The organism is Clostridium sp. TW13 (assembly GCF_024345225.1).
Classification (GTDB): Bacteria; Bacillota; Clostridia; order Clostridiales; family Clostridiaceae; genus Inconstantimicrobium; species Inconstantimicrobium mannanitabidum.
This window is the reverse complement of the sequence record NZ_BROD01000001.1, coordinates 866,985-885,369: the sequence shown is the minus strand read 5'-3', so window position 1 is coordinate 885,369 and position 18,385 is coordinate 866,985. Positions and strand designations below refer to the sequence as shown.

Sequence of the window (18,385 nt, the reverse complement as noted above, 5' to 3'; positions counted from 1 at the left end):
TATAGTATGGATAATTAAATAGTAAAAGGAGGACGAAACAAGTGAAGGACTTAATATATATTAGTGGACATAAAAATCCTGATTCTGATTCAATCTGCGCAGCTGTAGCATATTCAGAACTTAAAAATAAATTAGGATCTACTCCTACAGTTCCTGTAAGATTAGGTGAAGTTAGCAGAGAAACTCAATATGTCTTAGATTATTTCGGTGTTCCATCACCAATGTTTTTAGAGACAATAAAGTTAAAAGTAGAAGACCTAGAGTTTGATAGAATCAACCCTGTAATAGGTGGAACATCACTTAAACAGGCTTGGAATATAATGAAAGAAAACAATTTAAAATCTATCCCTGTAGCAGATAAGCACAAACAACTAATAGGAATGCTTTCAACTGCAAATTTAACTTCTAGTTATATGGATGAATGGGATAACTACATTCTTGGAAAAAGCAACACTACATTTGAAAATATAGTGGACACTCTTTCAGCTTCAGTTGTATATAGAAATGAAGCTACAGAAAACTTCCCAGGAAAGATAGTTGTGGCAGCAATGCAACCAGAAAGCATGAGAGAAAGAATTTCTGCTGGTGATATTGCTATCGTTGGAGATAGACCAGATTCTCAAAAAGAACTTATAAATATAAAAGTTTCTTTAATCATAATTACAGGTTCTCATACAATGCATGAAGACCTAATAGAATTAGCTAAAACTAATGGAGTTACTGTAATCTCAACTCCTCACGATTCATTTACATCATCTAGATTAATTGTACAAAGTATCCCTGTAGATTATGTTATGATCTCTAAGGATTTAGTTTCTTTCAACCTAGATGATTTAGTTGATGACGTAAAAGCTATAATGAGCGAAACAAGATACAGAACTTACGCTGTACTAGATGAAGAAGGTAAGGTAATAGGTTCAGTTTCAAGATATCACTTAATTTCTGAACACAAGAAAAAGATAATTTTAGTGGATCATAATGAAAGAGGCCAATCTGTTGATGGTATAGAAGAAGCAGAAATCCTTGAAATTATAGATCACCATAGAGTAGCAAACGTTCAAACTACAAACCCTCTATATTTTAGAAGTGAACCAATAGGAAGTACTTCTTCAATAGTAGCTAAGATGTTCTTTGAACATGATATAACTCCTTCAAGAGAGGCTGCTGGATTATTATGTGGTGCTATAATATCTGATACATTATTATTCAGATCACCAACTTGTACTCCAATTGACAAAGAAATCTGCTTAAAGTTAGCTAAAATTGCTGGTATTGATGCAGAGAAATTTGCTCAAGATATGTTCAAGGCTGGCACTTCACTAAAGGGTAAAACTATTGAAGAGATATTCAACCAAGACTTCAAACCATTTGTAATCAATGGAATTAAGATTGGTGTGGGTCAAGTTAATACAATGGATATCGAAGGATTCATGCCTTTAAAGAACGAAATGTTAGACTACATGAACAAGAAGTGTGAAGAAGGTTCTTTTGAGATGTTAATGCTTCTTCTTACTGACATCATCAATGAAGGTTCTCAAGTTCTAGTAGCTGGTAGAAAACCTGAAATTGCAGAGATAGCATTCAAGATGAAGTTAGAAGACAATACTGCTTACCTTCCAAAGGTTCTTTCAAGAAAGAAACAAGTAGTTCCACCATTAACAAGCACTATATTAAATATGTAATATGAAAAGCAAGTAGTTTATGCGAAGTGTACTTCGTAAACTACTTGCTTCTTTATTTATCCTTTTAGCCCTCATCAACTAAAAATCCACCAATTACAATTTCATGACCTAAGCTTTTTGAATTGCTTTGATTACTTATCTTCATTAAAAGATTATGTGAACCTTCACTTAAATCTTTTGTATTTACCACAAAATTAAAATAACCTTCATGCTCCATGTAAAGATCTAAATTAAATGTGTATTTATAATCTAATATGCACTCTAGCATACCTGCATTCCTTGACAAAATAGTTACTATTGATAAATATTTTCCTTTAAAATTAAGTTCAACACACTCACCTATATTTTCATTTATAGCAACCATATCAACTTTATTATTTAGGTTTACTTCTCTCTCACTCCAATTACCAAAAAAAGTACACTCTTCATAAGACTTTATTCTTGGATTCTTAAATATAACTTGAGTAATTGACTCCTTTTCAGGACATTGCATCATTGATAATACATCTATATTTTTTAGTTGCTCAATGATTTTTTCTGCATAAATTTTATGTCCTTTATCATTTGGATGAAGATTATCTATAGATATATCTTGCCATGAATATTGATTATCATTAATTTCCTTCCATACTTTTTCTTGAACATCTATTACAGGTATATTATAATAACCTGCAATATCAGCATGGATACTAGCACAAGCATCACACAGCCCTGTTGGAGCCTCTATAGATATAATCTTACAATTCTTGTTCCATCTATAAACTTGACGAATTAAATTTTCATAGTATATTTTTAAATCTTCTATAGGATAAATTCTATCATTAACAGCAAATTCTAAGAACACAATATCAGGAATTTGCTTTTCAAAATGCTTACCTATTCTAAAAGCGCCAAAATGAGAAGCAGTTCCACCTGCTCCTAAATTTATTATGTTGATTTGTTTGTAAGTACTTTTTAAATAGTCACTAATTAAATTAGCATAACTATTATTAATATTTGAAGCTCCTGCACCTTCTGTAATTGAGCCTCCTACAAAGTATATATTCACAAAAATATCCCCTTTACTTGCTCGTTTTATTTCTTTTCTATTGATTTAAGCTTTATTAACAACATCAATAATATTATAGGTGATATCACTATTGTCCCTATAATAGATACAAATTTCATTAAAAAGTTTTTAATCTCTCTTAAATAAATATCTCCCATTGTAAAGTTAGTAATATCTGATACTACATTACATATTACCCTCTCACTACATTTTATTGATTTTGAAAACTTTAATACATTAAAAAAGCCTCCGCCATTGATATTAGTTACTGGCACTACTACTACATCAAACTCTTTATTTTCTAACTCTTGAACCTTATTATCTATTGAAAAACCTGATTTATATGGGTATACATATATTTTTTCAATATCACTATATTTTTCTGCAAGTTTCACTCCATGTTCATGAGTAAGCAGAGAAATTCTACATTCACCATACTTTTCTTTAATAGCTGGAAGATTCAAATCAAGCTGTTGAAAACTTACTGAACGAATTATTAATATTTCTTTCATCTTATCCTCCTATCTATTTAAAGAATGTAAAGGAAACATTAAAAGGAATCCTTAAATTTTCTTCTATATATTTATCTACAGGCTTTCTCTTGCCTTTTAATTTTTTTGAATCTTTGAATGCTAAAAACATAGCTTTTATATACACTGTAGTATGTTGTTCCATAGAATAATATAAACAGTCTTTTATCATTTTAAAAGTAAGTTTAATTGACTCTCCGAAAGAATAATTTTTCCATATAAGCCAAAATGCATTTCTAGTATAATAAAGTGGTGCTCTCCATGAAGCTCGATTTTTAGGAGAATACTTATGATAAGACACTACATCTGAAAAGAATTGAATCTTATATCCACTATCAAGTATTCTAAAAGCTGTATCCTGCTCATTCCAATACAAAAAGAATTCTTCTGGATAAAATCCTACCTTTTCTAGTAAATCTTTTCTTACACCTGCTCCTGCTCCATTGAATGCCATAAGATAATTTTGAGCTTCTGCCTTGGTATCCTTATTGTCATCAACAATTTCTTCCATAGTTACAGCATCATAATTATAAAAGTTTCTTACATCAAAGGCTACCATTCCTAACTTTTCATCTTTTTCAAACTTATCTACCATTCTCTTGATAGCCTGCTTATGCGGAAAAGAGTCATCATCAATTATCACTATGTACTTACCTTTTGCATTCTTAAAGCCTATATTATATGCCTCTATTCCTATATTTTTAAACATTTTTATAAGTTTAACTTCTTTAAAGTTTTCTTCAACTTCTTCTACTGTGCCATCAGTTGAATAATTATCAACTAAAATAACCTCAAGATTATCATAATCTATTTCTCTTATCTTTCTTAAACTTTCACAAATATCTGTCTTTCTATTCCAACAGATAGATACTATACTAACTAAAGGAGTACTTATCATATTTTTCTCTCCTAACTTTATTAATAATTAATATCCTAACTTCGCTATGCTATATATTAAATAGCTTATTGTTTTATTCAATTAAATCATTTAGTATCTTTATAAACTTTTCTGCTCCCTTTTTATTTAAATGAGTCACATCTCTAAAATCATCATCATCAAATAAATCAGATTTAAAATAATCTATATATTGAAATTCATATTCTTTACTAACTTCATTAATTATTTTATGGAATTCATCTTCAATTCTCTTTAAAAAATGTTTTGTATAGTACTTGCTAGCTGGAAATACAACTACTACAGGTTTAATATTATTCTCCTTTAATAGTTGTAAATAATCTTTAAATATTTGAGTATTCTCTATCACTGTTTTAGGATAATTCTTTTTACAATCTATATAAGATTGTTGTTTTCCTACCTCCTCATTAACAATATAATTTATATCGACTGGATTTATTGAAGGCTTACCATCTCTAACAAGCTTTATGATTTGCTGTGCAATTTTTTCACTAATCTCCAATGAATCTAAAATTTCAACTATAGATTCATTATGATGATATAATCTTAAATTCTTATAATATAAACTTCCTTTGTTTTTCAAAGATGATAATGACATATCATATTGAAAACTATAGTAACTTAACCCAATTAATACTTCCTTAACCTTTTTAAGATTAGAATTTTCCAAGCAATATTTCACCAAATTATAATCATAGTATAAATCCTGACTTGCATTTGCCATGTTGAAAGCAAATCTTTTGTAAACATCAGACATCTGCAAAAAACCATATTGAGCATAAGAAATTCCTGTAACTAAAGTTTCAATTTTCTCTGAATAGTAAGCAGTTGCCCTGATACAACTCTCTACATAATCATAGCAATTATCAATATACTGATAAAACATAAATATTTTATCTTTAGTTACTTTTAACTCCATTAATTGATTATATATAGTTGATTCATACTGACTAGCTATTAGAATATAATCAAATTCATATGTCTGTATCCTACTTGGAGCAATTACTAATTTATTTTGAAAAGTATGATTCCATTTTTCTTTATTATTATCTGCATATGCAATTATATCAACTTCATCATTTAATATATCTATTAATGTTTCTGCTGCTTTTCCAGTACCAAATATAATTACCTTTTTCATTCTTAATTTCCCTCGTATATATCTTCAATAGAGATTATTTTTAAATTATTTTTTATATTACTTATATCATTTATTATTTCATCCATATATGGAATAGGAGTGATAATGATGCAATCAATATTATAGTTGTTTATTTCGTTCAATGAAATTATAGGAGTTTGCTCATACATCTGAAAGTTTTTATCCTTATCTATTATACATATAGGAGTAATTTCATCATTCTTTAATATCTTAAAAAGCAATTGTCCTAGTTTTCCATTACCATATATAGCAACCTTGCTATTTTTGATGTTTCTGTTAATTACTTTTCCTTCTAATTCATAATTCATTAATTGCAGTAGACAAAAGTAATATTTCTTATAACTTTTTAATTCATTAACTATTTTATCATATGAATACCACGATCCATCTCCATGATGAACGGTATAATTTATTTCTTTTACACTACCATTACAGTTAGCAAAATAACCACTATTAAAAACATGAATATCACCATTCAATAATTGATTGCTATCGTCAAGACGTAAATTAAATTTATCAACACAAACATCAGTTATTAATCTATTGTTTATAGTCATATCCATTTGTCCATTAACTAAAAATTTCTTACCATTATATTTATCAAGTAACAACTCAATGAACTTATTTTTAGCTTCTGCTCCCATTACTGCTGTTAATATAGAATCATGAGAATGGAAACCTAAAAAAACAGGATATTCTAGAAAACACTCCAAATCTTTAAAAACTTCAACATCTGTGTCAAAATATATTCCTCCATGATTATATAAAGCATAAAGCCTAACATAATCACTTACAAATGCCCATTTGCCATTCTTATAGGCTTCTTGACAATATTCATTACTATTTATATCAAAATTTTCTTCATTCCACTCTATTATCTCATATTCAGAAAGATGCCTTTTCCAAGATTCTATACAATGCTGTATTTTCTTATCTTTCTGTCCTTTTCCAAACCAGCAATAATGAATAATTTTAGGTATCATATCAATATCCTTCCATTCCATATTATATTAATTGTTAATAATAAACATCTTATGTATATATAGTGAAATATTGAATACTGCTGTCTACATTCTCATCAATAAACTTTTGAGCAAAAAGCTTTCCAGGTTTTGTTGAAATTAATATTACATCTATATCAATATTTCCTATATTATCAGGCTTAATAATTGGGATTGAATCCACTTCTCCCTCTTTATATGAATCTATAAATGTAACTACTCTAGCTTCTTTTATTTTTCCATCAATGTATTCTTTTAGTATTTCTCCACCTTTACTGGCTCCCCAAATAGCTATATTCTTATTATTCAAAGAATAGTTTCTAGCAATGTAATCCATTCGTAATTTCATTGTTTCCTTTGCATTATCTACACGTTCTATTGTAGACTTAGAATCATCATGCTTCCTTACTTGCATTAAAATTGCATCTATCATTTTTATTTTCTTAGAATTCTCAATAAACTTAATTGGATAAGCTAAATCTTCTGCATAAGGATACTGTTCGTCATATGGTCCAAGTTCTTCTATGGCTGACTTACGAATAAAAAAGCTTGGTTGGCATATAGAATATCCTCTTTTTATAATGATTTCTTCACCTTCTGCATCTCTTATATTTTGAAATTCTCCCTTTAGAACATCATTTTCTTTACTAAAATCACCTTCACCAAAATATCTAAAATCAGTTCCACAAAAATCAACATCTATATTCTTTTCCATGAAATCATATTGAATCTGGAGTCTTCTTAAATCACTAATATCATCTGCATCCATTCTTGTGATATACTCTCCCTTTGCAATACTAATTCCACGATTCACATTTCTTACGACCCCTCTATGACCTTCAGAAATTACAATTACTCTTTTATCTGATTTTTCATATTCTCTTAAAATTTCAAGTGAATTATCTGTTGAGTCATCATCTACTATTATAAATTCTAAATCTGAATAAGTTTGGTTAAGTATACTTTTTACACTTTCATCCAAGTACTTTTCAGCATTATATACTGACATTATAACACTTATCATAGTTGAACACCTTCCCTTGTAAATATTTACATTATACGATCATTAAGAATTTGATTTACTTCTTGTACTGTATCAGCTCCGTATATTCTAATAATATTTACCTTATCATTTAAATAATTAATTCTATTATATATCTCGTATTCGTAATCAAAAGAAGAAATAATTATTGAATCTGCATAGTTTTGTGCTTCTTCTATCGTAAGCTTATTGTATCCTTCAAATACCTTATTCTTCTTATCTACTTCTCTATCTATAATTCCCATTATTTTATCTTTAATGTCACTTGGTATATACCTCAATAATTTCTTTGTATGCATTCCACAACCATAAATAAATATCTTATTCCAATTATTTTTTCTAATAGTATTAATTAATTTATCCCATAGAAATTTCACTTGAGAATTCACTTCTGTATTTATTGAAAATGGAATAGGATTATGGCCATGTTTTTCTTTAACTGCTAAAGTTTCATTTTTGCATTTTTCAATACTTGTTGTTGATAGACCGCCTTCTCTAAAATTAGCAATAACTTTATTAATAAATTTAAATTGAACGTTATTATCAAATAACCTTAACATAAAATCATAGTCAGCAGCAATTCTATAACTTTCATCATAAAGACCAAACTTATTATAAATTGATTTTGGAACAAATGCAGTAGGGTGACCAAACATACAATTTGATAACTCTTTATAACTACTCATATCAATCTTTGTAATTTCGTTATCTTTTCTGTTAACCATACCACCATATAATACACACTCTTCATTATTATAATTATTTACTACATTCTCAACTGCATCCAACTCATACCAATCATCACTATTTATTATTCCGATAAGTTCACCAGTAGCTCTTTTTATTCCTTTATTCATTGCATTATATATACCACTATCTTTTTCACTCACAACAGTCAATCTACCATTAAATAAAGGCTTATATTTCTCTACTATATTTAAAGTATTATCTGTTGACATTCCATCAATTATAATATACTCAATATCTTTATATATTTGATTCAAAACTGATTGTATAGTCTGTTCTATATATTTTTCACTATTTAAACATACAGTTATAATTGAAACCTTCATTTGCCTTCTCCATTTCTAATTAAATATCATTTTAATATACTGATAATTATTATTCATCTTAAAATAGAAAACTATATACTCGCATAACATACAGTATCAAAGCCATGATTTCTAATCTTAATTTTATATTCTGGAACTAATTCCTTAATATATATTGGAACCCTCCAAAACTGATCATATGCATTTCTATGGTATATGCATATTGCTAATTTAGGTTTAAATTTTATTATCGTTTCCTTTAAGCCTTCGAGCGCTCTCATTTCCTCACCTTCAATATCCATTTTTATATAGGTTGGCTTTTTATCAATAAATAATTCATCGCCTCTAATTGTATCTATATAAAAATCAAATTCTTCATTATCATCACAACTTCTAGAGCCTGCCCCTTCACTTTTGAATTTTAACCTTGTATTTTTACTAGATAACCCTAGTTTGAATAATTCAAGATTTTTTATATTTTTTGTATTTTCACATGCTATTTCATATAAACTTGTTTCTGGTTCAAATCCATATATACACTTATATTTACCATTAACATAATTTTTAAATTCAATAATTGTATCACCATTATATGAACCTATATCTAAAAATACTTCATTATCAGTAAGTTCAAATATTTCGTTATTAAAATACTGTGGATGTATTGCTATTTTTTGTTCTCTTTTATCAACTTCTAAAAAATCATCATATCTTATTTGAAGTACATCCTTATATATAAATTTTGATTTTTCATCATCCAACATATTAATTACTTTTTCTATTTCATTAATATTAGCCTGTATTATTTGTCGATCATTTATCCCATCCCCTAAAAAGTAAGCAAATCTATCACTGATTAGATCTGGAGTAATAATATTTTGTTCTTTTACACCATTTTCTAGTAATTGATTTTTCATTTGCTCTAAATAGTTATTACTTCCAATTAACACAAGCATATCATTAAATTGTTTTTCATGCGTAAATTGTTCTACTGAAATAATTTTAATCTTGTTAATATATCCTTGCTGTAATTTTTGATTATTATCCAAAATATACTTTACTTTCATATTATATTGTGAAAGATAATCTATAATTTTCTTTCCTCCTGTGGAAGCTGAGAAAACGACAAGATCTTTATCTTTAATTATTTTATAAAATTCACTTTTCTTAAAATATTCTACTTTATGTTTTCCTAATTCTCTTATTAGATCCATTTTAATCACACCTTATTCTTTAAAATATATTATTTTTAATAATTGATCTCTTTAATAAATTAGTTCAAATATTTCAATATATACATCCTATTAAAATACTATTTTCTATTTTAAGCTTAATTAATATTTACCAAGTTATTCTTGTATTATATCGAATATCTCCTAACAAACTTGAATCTACTATTTTAAATATTCTTTCTAAATATTAGTACTAATGCACTTTTATGATTACATCAAATAAATCAGTAGTACTTTAAAAATAAAGCATATATCATAAACTGCTGAAATTGATATAGAAAAATAAAGAGAATTTTCACAATAACGCTGACATGAAAATTCTCTCCTATTATAATAATGTAAAAACTCATAATTTGCGAATAAATTTTCTTTCTATAAACATCTTAATTTTTAAAATGTTCTTACTTATACAGTTAAATTTCTTCTATTTCTAAATTCTTCTACTGACATTCCAACAATTTCTCTCATATCTGAATCCATCATCATAGATATCAGCTGATTAAAACTCACTTTTCTTTTCCAACCTAACTTTTCTTCAGCCTTTCTACAATCACCATGCAATAAATCAACTTCTGCTGGTCTAAAATACCTTGGATTTATATCAACTAATATATTTCCTGTTTTCTTATCATATCCTCTTTCATCTACTCCTGAACCATCCCAGAGGATATCAATGCCTACTTCTTTAAATGATAACTCTACAAACTCACGTACTGTATGAGTTTCATTGGTTGCCAAAACATAATCTTCTGGTTCATCTTGTTGTAACATCAACCACATACCTTTTACATAATCTCCAGCAAAACCCCAATCTCTTTTTGCATCTAAATTTCCTAGAGACAATCTCTCTTGCTTTCCTGCAATAATTGAAGCCACTGCCCTTGTTATTTTTCTTGTTACAAATGTTTCTCCTCTTCTAGGGGACTCATGATTAAATAATATTCCGTTGCACGCAAATACCCCATAGGACTCTCTATAATTAACTGTTATCCAGTAAGAATAAAGTTTAGCAGCTCCATAAGGACTCTTGGGATAAAATGGTGTCTTTTCATTTTGAGGGGCTGTTTCTGGCAACCCTCCATACAATTCTGAAGTTGATGCTTGATAAAACTTGCACTTTAATCCTGATTCTCTTATAGCATCTAAAAGCCTTAATGTTCCTACACCTGTAGCTTCAGCTGTGTATTCTGGTACTTCAAATGACACTGCAACATGACTTTGAGCTGCTAAATTATATATCTCATCTGGTCTTATTTTTTCAATTAACCTATTTAGATTACTTGAGTCTGTTAAATCACCATAATGAAGAAATAAATGCTTATTTCCTATTTCAGGATCTTCAAAAAGATAATCTATTCTTGTAGTACTAATCATACTATGCCTTCTTATAATTCCATGAACTTCATATCCCTTTTCTAACAAAAACTCTGTTAAATATGAACCATCTTGACCTGTTATTCCTGTTATCAATGCTTTTTTCTTCATATCTTTTACCTCAATCTCTTTACTATGTATAATTAAATTAATCGTTCAAATACCTAAAAAACTTTATACCCATATACATAATCTTTACCATATAACAAACCATTATCCAACATAAACTCTTCAGCATCTTTTTTCCCTATAGTAGTACAAATAAAAATAATATCACATTTAATTTCATGTAATTGTTCCTTCCTGTATATATCTATGCCTTTATATTTACCTGTTTTGAAATTATCTATTACTGATATCAATTCAAAATTATTACTATGCTTATTTATTTCACAAATTGTTTGTTCTGCAACTCCACCTGTTCCCCATATACAATATTTTAAGTTCTGATGTCTTTGTATTAAGAAATCTATTGTTCTCTTAAACAATACACTTTCTTGACTATCAGTTAGTAATTCACTCTTTTTATATACATTATTTGTGTTAATTTCAGTTATATACTTTATTATACTACTGTCTAAGCAATCAGATTGCTCAATAATCAGACTAAGTTCATTAACAGAACTTGGCATAGTAAAATTCCAATCGTATATTGTATCAAACTTTTCTACATTTTTCATTACTTCTTCATTGAAAATATCAACAAGCATTGGCACAATGATTTTTTCCAGCAATCTCCATAGGCATACTACTCTTATTTTTGTTTGTTTATTAATAATTTTAGTATTAAATTGAACTGCTGTCGGAAATATTGTAAAAAAGAACTCAGTATTTTGCTCCAACGCTTCAAGATTATTCAAATAAACAACTTCCCATGGTACATTAACATTTTTAATTATTCTTTGAAATATTCTAGATTTACTATATAAATCATCATTAGGATGTAATTTTACTATCATACTTTTATTCAATTCTAATAGAGCTTTATCTAGATCTACTTCATCTAATTTGTTCATTATCCCTGCCTTAGAGAAATAAGTATCAAATAATATCACTTGGCTATCTAATTCTTCTGGTTTATAACTAAATATATAATTTAAATCCTTTAGAAACATTTCCCTAATATTCACATCATTAATTAAGTATTCTGTTTCTATCTTTTTCACAATAATATTATGCCTATAAGGTATCAATCTCTCCTCAAATGCCCATACTTCTTGAATTCTTTCAAGTATATCTAGTTCACTCAAATCACATTTAGCATATCTCATTGTGTTTAAATAATTCCAAGTTGCTGTCCCTTCTTCGGTGAAAATAATTCTTGTCTTATAATTCCAAAATTTCTTCATTAAATAACTTGTAAGAATTCCACAACCAAAAGTAAATATATGTAGTACATCTACCTCTTCTATTTGATCTATTAAATCCATATTCTTATTATTATCTCTTTCCTCTACATATATAACTTCATCCCATACTTTTGATTCTTTTATGCGTTCTATTGTTGCCAAATCTATTACACTATCATTAGTAACTAAAATATTATATGAGTCCCTATATGTAGTTTTAGTCAAAATATATGCAACAAATAATGTATAGTTTGTTGCCACCGAAAAAATAACTCTCATATTTTTTCTCCTTTAAAAATTTTAATTTTTGCAAATATTTTCTCATAAACTTATTTATATATCTAATTTAAATAGATTCATTTTCTTCATCCTATTTTCAGGATAAAATAAAATAACTTTTTCATCTTCTTTTTTTATAAATCCATTATTAATTAAACACTTTCTAGAACGAACATTGTCTTCTAACACCCAACATTGTATTTTTTTCACACTTATATATGTATCTCTGCAATAATTAATTGCTAACCCCACTATTCTGGTCCCTAAGCCCCTATTTATATATTCTTCTGATAGTGCATATGAGAGTTCTATAAGTTCAGATTTAGCTCCAACAAAATCCAAATATACATACCCAATAACTCGCCTATTCTCAATATACTTCAAACCTAATATCACTCTATTTTTATTACCCATTTGTTCTGTAAACCACTGAAAAAGCTTTTCCTTATTTGGCTTCTCTAAATTATTAGTCCAAAATATATTCTGCTTTTCACATTTTAAATTGTAATAGTCTTCAAAATCATCAATAATTAATTTTTCTAAATGCACTTTTTCCATACTCATCTTCTCCACATATTCCTGTTAGTTTCTGTTTAGTTATATTTATTACAATCTTTAGTTTACTTACAAACTTTGTATTGTAATAACATAGTTGCCTTTTTATTATTTTTTCTTTCCCATTCTTCTATTAAACTATCATAAACTTTTTTATTATGTACTCTTTTCCCTATATAAAAATCAGCAAGTTCATTAGAAAAACTCTTTTTAAATTTAAAAAGATTATCATCTACACTATTAGTAAGTCCTCCACCAAAGTGCATTATCCTACATCCTTTTGCCTTAGCATATTTTATAGCTTCCCATAAAAGAAGATTATTCGGCGAATAGTTCAAATACTCTTTTAAACTTCCGGACAGATGATAATGAAAATATTGCCCATAAATCATAAATACAGCACTTGCAATGATTTGATTTTCTTTTTTTACATTTAGGATAATATAATTATCACTATTCTCCATAAAATCATAATAATCATTTTTAAAATAATAATATGAATCTGCTGTCACCTTTTTCATAGTTGCTTCATATATATTTTTAAAACATTGAAAGTCCTTGCTTTCTTCTACTGTTAACCCGCTTTTTTCTGCCTTTCTTATCATATTTCTATTCTTGCTTTTTATTTCTTCCTTCCAAATTACATCCACATCTCTTGTCAAATCTAAATATACAGTAATACGATTATGTAAAACTTCTATATTTTCATTAAAGATCTTCTCATTTTTAATTAATGGATGAAACCTAATAAATTCCGCAACTATTCCATTTTCATTACAGTATTTCAAAAATTCATCTTCAAAATTGCTTAAAAATTTTTTATTATAACTGTTAGTTAATGGTCCTCCATATCCATATGCTGACTCAATATCATAATACTTAGATTCAAAATTATTATTCTCTATTTCATTTAGCATAAAAGGATATATAGCTATATTATTTGATTCCCTATAGACAAATAATTTTCCCTTTCCATCCCCATTTTTTTCATATAATTTATAATAGTCAGATGTATAATATATATCTTGAAAATCTATATTAATATCATATAAGTATTTATTCCAATCCTTTGAACTTGCATCTAAAACAACATACACTTCTTCAATACTCCTTAATAAATTATTTATACAAACATGCTTACATACAATTAATATTTTCAAATATCATTACTTACTAATCTATTAATTTCATCAAGTAATCTATTCATATCGTAAAGATCATATCTTTGATCTATAGGAAGCGTTATAATTCTTTCAGAAATATATCTGCTATCTACATATTTACTTGACCATTCTTCATTTAAAATATTCCAATGTACAGGACAATATATATTAGCTTGCCTTAACTTTTTTCTAACCTCATTTCTGTTTTCTATTAAAATTGGTAACCCTAATACAGTGTTATCTTTAATTAAATTTTTGTTATAAATTATTTGTATCTTATTATTTCTTACTAAATTATCATATAAGTAAGAATAATTTTCTTTTCTCTTATTTTGAATAAATTCATAATCTACTCTTGTAAGCACTTTTTTTGATTCATCATCTATACCAATTATTTTTTCTCTTCTATAGTATTCTTCTTCAGCATTTCCATATAAACTTAAAAATTCTTCTTCATTTCCAATATCGAATTGTTGAAAAAGAGTTTTTTTAGCCCTTGCTAAATTAACATTTTCATAATAGCTATCTTTTTCGAAATTATATTGTTTTATTTTATTACATAATACGATTGAACCATCAATTGGCAAAAACTTTCTATAACTATTAAAAACATAGTCTCCTATAAAGCTTTTAAAACTAAACCATAGCATCTGTACTGCGTCTTCAATTAGTACAATATTCTGCTCTTTTAAGCCTTTAAAATATTGTAACGTCGCTTGGTCATAATAAAAGCCAAAATAATCTATAAAAAATACTGCTTTTATTTTATATTTATTTATCTTTTCCTTTACATCACATAGATCTATAGATAAATCTTTATTAACGCTATAAAATATATAATCTACTTTTAGCCTATGAAAATTATAGAGAATACTAGGGCATAGATATGATGGCACTAGTATAAATTCTCCATTTTCAATATTAATGTTTTCAAGTATAAATTGAATAGCACTCTGTCCACCACTTAAAAAAACTGCTTCTATATCTCTAAAATTATCTAATTTTTTATCAAATAAGTTAATATCAAGCCATTGCTCTCCACCTATAGGCTTTATATATCTTTCCATTCAAAGACCTCATCTTTCTTTAGGTCACGATTAAGCTTTCTACCAATTAAAATATAATCTAGTTCAGGTTTTATACCATTTCCTGGTCTTTTATATGAAAGCATACTCTGTTCTATTATAGTGTCTTTTTTTAGATTGCAAGTTGCCACTATACTCCTTCTTGAATCCTTCATTATTGCAATTTCTCTATTAGTAGGTTTCTTTATTCCATTTCCCAAAAGCTTTTCTGTATTTCTTATATGCTGAATATATTGTTTAAATTCATCTTTAGGCATAGATGCTTTATGATCTGGTCCTTCCATGTTTCTATCTAAAGTAATATGCTTTTCTATAAATTCAGCACCCAGTGCTACGGCTGCTATTGCAGCTTCTGAACCAACTGTATGATCTGATAGTCCAACGGACACTTTAAAAGCATCTCTCATAGTAACCATCGCTTTTAAATTTACATCCTGTATTTTAGTTGGATAATCTGTAGTACAGTGCATTAACCTAACATTTTTATTTCCAGTGGAATATATGACTTCAAGAGCCTTTTCAACCTCTCCTAGTGTACTCATCCCAGTAGACAGTATTATATTTTTTCCTGTTTCGCCTATTTTGTGTAAAAACCTGTAATTTGTCACCTCTGTAGATCCAATTTTTATTAAAGGTACATCTATACTTACTAAATACTTTAAGCTTTCTTCACCATCTGGAGTAGATATGAATATAATACCTTTTTCATTGCAATAGCTTTGAATTTCTTTGAACTTTTCAAACGGAAGCTCAAGCTTTCTTATCATTTCAAGCTGCGATTCTTCTTTAACAGTATTTTCTTTTTGATACTGTGCCTTTTCCGCAAAAGAACCTGTGCTTTCCTCTGCCTTAAATGTTTGAAATTTTATAGCATCAGCTCCACATTCAACTGCCATATCTACAAGTTTCTTTGCTATATCAATATTCCCATTATGATTAACCCCGGCTTCTCCTATTATAAATACAGCCATATTATCAACTCCAAACTAGCTTCTTTTTTAGTAATTTATCATCAATTTCAATATTTTCAAGAATTTCAACTATTTCTTTACTAGTATTTCCTTCTCCATAAAGGCTTTTAGTATTGTGTACTTTTTCTCTAAATTCACTACTTAGAGATTTATTTATAGCTTCTATTATATCTTCACGCTTATTGCTACAACTTATAATATTATCTGCCATAAGTCTGCCTTTTTGTCTGTTGCCTATATTAATAGCTGGGATTTTTAAATATGGAGCTTCAACTAAGGCACTTGATGAATTGCCAACTACAGCTCCACATAATTTCATAACACTAAGATACTTTAAAATGCCTAGATTAGGAAATAAATGCACATTGGAATTTGATTGTTTAAACTCTTGTAGTTTTTTTATTATATAATCTCCACCATTATCTGCATTAGGATATGTTATTATCATTTTTTTGTTTATAGTATTTAACGAATTAAGTAAATTTTCTATTTGATATGAAAGTTCATTTATTTCTAAGGTTACTGGATGATATGTAATAAGCAATGTATCTTCATCTATATCAATCCCCAATTGCCTTTTTAGTTCTTCTTTATTTAAAAACTTTGTTATTTTAATATTTTCAATTCCAGGGTCTCCAACATTAAAGACTCTCCAAGACTCTTCCCCCATATTAATGATATTCTGAGCATATATTTGAGCACCAGGAAAATGAATATGTGACATTTTGGTTATTGCATGCCTAATTTGCTCATCAATTGCTCCTTCTGTTATTTCACCACCTGAAATATGGGCAATAGGGATATTCATTGACATCGCTGTTGCAGCTGCTGCAAATATCTCATACCTATCCCCTAGAATAAGTATCAAATCTGGTTTAAGCCTTTCAAAAGCTTGAGAGAGTTCAAACATTAATAGCCCCATTTCTTTGGCAATATTACTAGTATTATTGCCTTCCAATAAAATAGGTATTTTCTCATCAATTTCAAAGTTATCTTCTAATATTTCGTTTACAGTATAACCATAATGTTCTGACAAATGTGTTCCTGTAACTACTAATTGAAGTTTAAGCTTAGAGCTCTTTTTAATATTAATTAATGTATTTCTTAGCAAACCATACTCTGCTCTAGTTCCAGTAATCACACATATTTTTCTCATCAAAAATTACTCCTTACAATGTTTTTTCCGATGTATGAAAAATTATATCTTATAAAATAATTCTTAATACTATATTCTTACATTTAAAAATTTCTTTGTTTAATTAGTAGCTCTGCTAGCATAAAATCCTCATTATTATCAATATCTATGGATCTATTATTATTCATAATAAATCCTGTAAGATTTTCTGGCTCAAAAGTTTTATTTTCAACAAAGACCTTAGTTTCTATTAAATAAATAGCACCATTTACTCTATATACTTTGGGTAATTCTTGTCTTCTGGTAATTTTTCTGCCTTCTTCAAGAAAATACTCTAATTTATCTCCATTAAGAATCGTTGTCCAATAAGGATTAACCTCTGCTTCACATATTGATACTACAGCATCCATACCTATTTCTATAATCTTTTCTATAGCTCCATCAATATCATCAGAATCTCTCAATGGTGATGTGCATTGAAGTAAGCAAACATAATCTGGTGTATAATTCTCACTATATTTTAACCACTTTAGCATGTGTAATACACAATCTACCGAAGTCGAATAATCTTCTGCAAGTTCTTGTGGTCTTAGACAGGGAACTTGAGCACCAAATTGCTTGCTTACTTTAGCAATTTCTTCATCTTCAGTTGATACCACAATCCTATCAATATATTTGCTTTTTTTAGCCTCTTCAATTGTATAGGAAATAAGTGGCTTTCCATCTAATTCTTTTACATTTTTTCTTGGTAATCCTTTTGACCCACCTCTAGCAGGAATTATTGCTAATATATTCTTATCATTTATCAT

17 protein-coding genes are annotated in these 18,385 nt (G+C 27.9%); 1 reads left to right on the top strand and 16 read right to left on the bottom strand.

Going from position 1 to position 18,385, the window contains the following annotated elements; genetic code table 11:
• Positions 1-41 precede the first annotated feature (41 nt).
• Positions 42-1,682, top strand: a complete 1,641-nt coding sequence (locus OCU47_RS04160) for a putative manganese-dependent inorganic diphosphatase (protein WP_261827333.1) — start codon at positions 42-44, stop codon at positions 1,680-1,682.
• 64 nt (positions 1,683-1,746) lie between these two features.
• On the opposite strand, the gene OCU47_RS04155 is transcribed toward OCU47_RS04160, so the two are convergent.
• The 16 genes from OCU47_RS04155 to OCU47_RS04080 form a co-directional block, all read right to left on the bottom strand.
• A complete protein-coding gene (locus OCU47_RS04155; RefSeq protein WP_261827332.1) occupies positions 1,747-2,730 on the bottom strand; it encodes an SGNH/GDSL hydrolase family protein in 984 nt (327 codons plus the stop codon).
• Positions 2,731-2,756: 26 nt separating this feature from the next.
• On the bottom strand, positions 2,757-3,242 hold the full coding sequence (locus OCU47_RS04150) for a glycosyltransferase family 9 protein (protein ID WP_261827331.1): 486 nt from the start codon (positions 3,240-3,242) through the stop codon (positions 2,757-2,759).
• A gap of 13 nt (positions 3,243-3,255) precedes the next feature.
• Entirely contained in the window at positions 3,256-4,158 is a 903-nt protein-coding gene (locus OCU47_RS04145; RefSeq protein WP_261827330.1) for a glycosyltransferase family 2 protein, read from the bottom strand.
• 73 nt (positions 4,159-4,231) lie between these two features.
• Positions 4,232-5,317, bottom strand: a complete 1,086-nt coding sequence (locus tag OCU47_RS04140) for a nucleoside-diphosphate sugar epimerase/dehydratase (RefSeq protein WP_261827329.1) — start codon at positions 5,315-5,317, stop codon at positions 4,232-4,234.
• A 2-nt stretch (positions 5,318-5,319) separates the two neighbouring features.
• Positions 5,320-6,321 (bottom strand): glycosyltransferase, encoded by a 1,002-nt coding sequence (locus tag OCU47_RS04135; protein ID WP_261827328.1) that lies wholly within the window; start codon positions 6,319-6,321, stop codon positions 5,320-5,322.
• Positions 6,322-6,370: 49 nt separating this feature from the next.
• Entirely contained in the window at positions 6,371-7,363 is a 993-nt protein-coding gene (locus OCU47_RS04130) for a glycosyltransferase (protein ID WP_261827327.1), read from the bottom strand.
• A 26-nt stretch (positions 7,364-7,389) separates the two neighbouring features.
• Positions 7,390-8,454, bottom strand: a complete 1,065-nt coding sequence (locus OCU47_RS04125; RefSeq protein ID WP_261827326.1) for a glycosyltransferase family 2 protein — start codon at positions 8,452-8,454, stop codon at positions 7,390-7,392.
• Positions 8,455-8,525: 71 nt separating this feature from the next.
• The gene (locus tag OCU47_RS04120) at positions 8,526-9,647 is read right to left on the bottom strand and encodes an FkbM family methyltransferase (RefSeq protein WP_261827325.1); all 1,122 of its coding nucleotides are present in this window, start codon (positions 9,645-9,647) and stop codon (positions 8,526-8,528) included.
• A 423-nt stretch (positions 9,648-10,070) separates the two neighbouring features.
• Complete coding sequence (gene gmd / locus OCU47_RS04115) at positions 10,071-11,150, bottom strand: GDP-mannose 4,6-dehydratase (RefSeq protein ID WP_261827324.1); 1,080 nt, start codon at positions 11,148-11,150, stop codon at positions 10,071-10,073.
• A gap of 53 nt (positions 11,151-11,203) precedes the next feature.
• Entirely contained in the window at positions 11,204-12,667 is a 1,464-nt protein-coding gene (locus OCU47_RS04110; protein WP_261827323.1) for a hypothetical protein, read from the bottom strand.
• 54 nt (positions 12,668-12,721) lie between these two features.
• Complete coding sequence (locus OCU47_RS04105) at positions 12,722-13,225, bottom strand: GNAT family N-acetyltransferase (protein ID WP_261827322.1); 504 nt, start codon at positions 13,223-13,225, stop codon at positions 12,722-12,724.
• Positions 13,226-13,287: 62 nt separating this feature from the next.
• A complete protein-coding gene (locus OCU47_RS04100; RefSeq protein ID WP_261827321.1) occupies positions 13,288-14,319 on the bottom strand; it encodes a lipid II:glycine glycyltransferase FemX in 1,032 nt (343 codons plus the stop codon).
• Positions 14,320-14,378: 59 nt separating this feature from the next.
• Entirely contained in the window at positions 14,379-15,452 is a 1,074-nt protein-coding gene (locus OCU47_RS04095) for a DegT/DnrJ/EryC1/StrS family aminotransferase (RefSeq protein WP_261827320.1), read from the bottom strand.
• On the bottom strand, positions 15,437-16,441 hold the full coding sequence (gene neuB, locus OCU47_RS04090; RefSeq protein WP_261827319.1) for an N-acetylneuraminate synthase: 1,005 nt from the start codon (positions 16,439-16,441) through the stop codon (positions 15,437-15,439). Before neuB ends, OCU47_RS04095 begins: the two co-directional genes overlap by 16 nt.
• Before the next feature lie 4 nt (positions 16,442-16,445).
• Positions 16,446-17,597 (bottom strand): UDP-N-acetylglucosamine 2-epimerase, encoded by a 1,152-nt coding sequence (gene neuC / locus OCU47_RS04085; protein ID WP_261827318.1) that lies wholly within the window; start codon positions 17,595-17,597, stop codon positions 16,446-16,448.
• An 83-nt stretch (positions 17,598-17,680) separates the two neighbouring features.
• Positions 17,681-18,385 (bottom strand): acylneuraminate cytidylyltransferase family protein, encoded by a 705-nt coding sequence (locus OCU47_RS04080; protein WP_261827317.1) that lies wholly within the window; start codon positions 18,383-18,385, stop codon positions 17,681-17,683.

Coding starts and splice junctions, on each gene's coding strand:
- OCU47_RS04150 (WP_261827331.1), bottom strand. CDS start 3,242: ATGAAAGAAATATTAATAATTCGTTCAGTAAGTTTTCAACAGCTTGAT.
- OCU47_RS04145 (WP_261827330.1), bottom strand. CDS start 4,158: ATGATAAGTACTCCTTTAGTTAGTATAGTATCTATCTGTTGGAATAGA.
- OCU47_RS04140 (WP_261827329.1), bottom strand. CDS start 5,317: ATGAAAAAGGTAATTATATTTGGTACTGGAAAAGCAGCAGAAACATTA.
- OCU47_RS04135 (WP_261827328.1), bottom strand. CDS start 6,321: ATGATACCTAAAATTATTCATTATTGCTGGTTTGGAAAAGGACAGAAA.
- OCU47_RS04130 (WP_261827327.1), bottom strand. CDS start 7,363: ATGATAAGTGTTATAATGTCAGTATATAATGCTGAAAAGTACTTGGAT.
- OCU47_RS04125 (WP_261827326.1), bottom strand. CDS start 8,454: ATGAAGGTTTCAATTATAACTGTATGTTTAAATAGTGAAAAATATATA.
- OCU47_RS04120 (WP_261827325.1), bottom strand. CDS start 9,647: ATGGATCTAATAAGAGAATTAGGAAAACATAAAGTAGAATATTTTAAG.
- gmd (WP_261827324.1), bottom strand. CDS start 11,150: ATGAAGAAAAAAGCATTGATAACAGGAATAACAGGTCAAGATGGTTCA.
- OCU47_RS04110 (WP_261827323.1), bottom strand. CDS start 12,667: ATGAGAGTTATTTTTTCGGTGGCAACAAACTATACATTATTTGTTGCA.
- OCU47_RS04105 (WP_261827322.1), bottom strand. CDS start 13,225: ATGGAAAAAGTGCATTTAGAAAAATTAATTATTGATGATTTTGAAGAC.
- OCU47_RS04095 (WP_261827320.1), bottom strand. CDS start 15,452: ATGGAAAGATATATAAAGCCTATAGGTGGAGAGCAATGGCTTGATATT.
- neuB (WP_261827319.1), bottom strand. CDS start 16,441: ATGGCTGTATTTATAATAGGAGAAGCCGGGGTTAATCATAATGGGAAT.
- neuC (WP_261827318.1), bottom strand. CDS start 17,597: ATGAGAAAAATATGTGTGATTACTGGAACTAGAGCAGAGTATGGTTTG.
- OCU47_RS04080 (WP_261827317.1), bottom strand. CDS start 18,385: ATGATAAATGATAAGAATATATTAGCAATAATTCCTGCTAGAGGTGGG.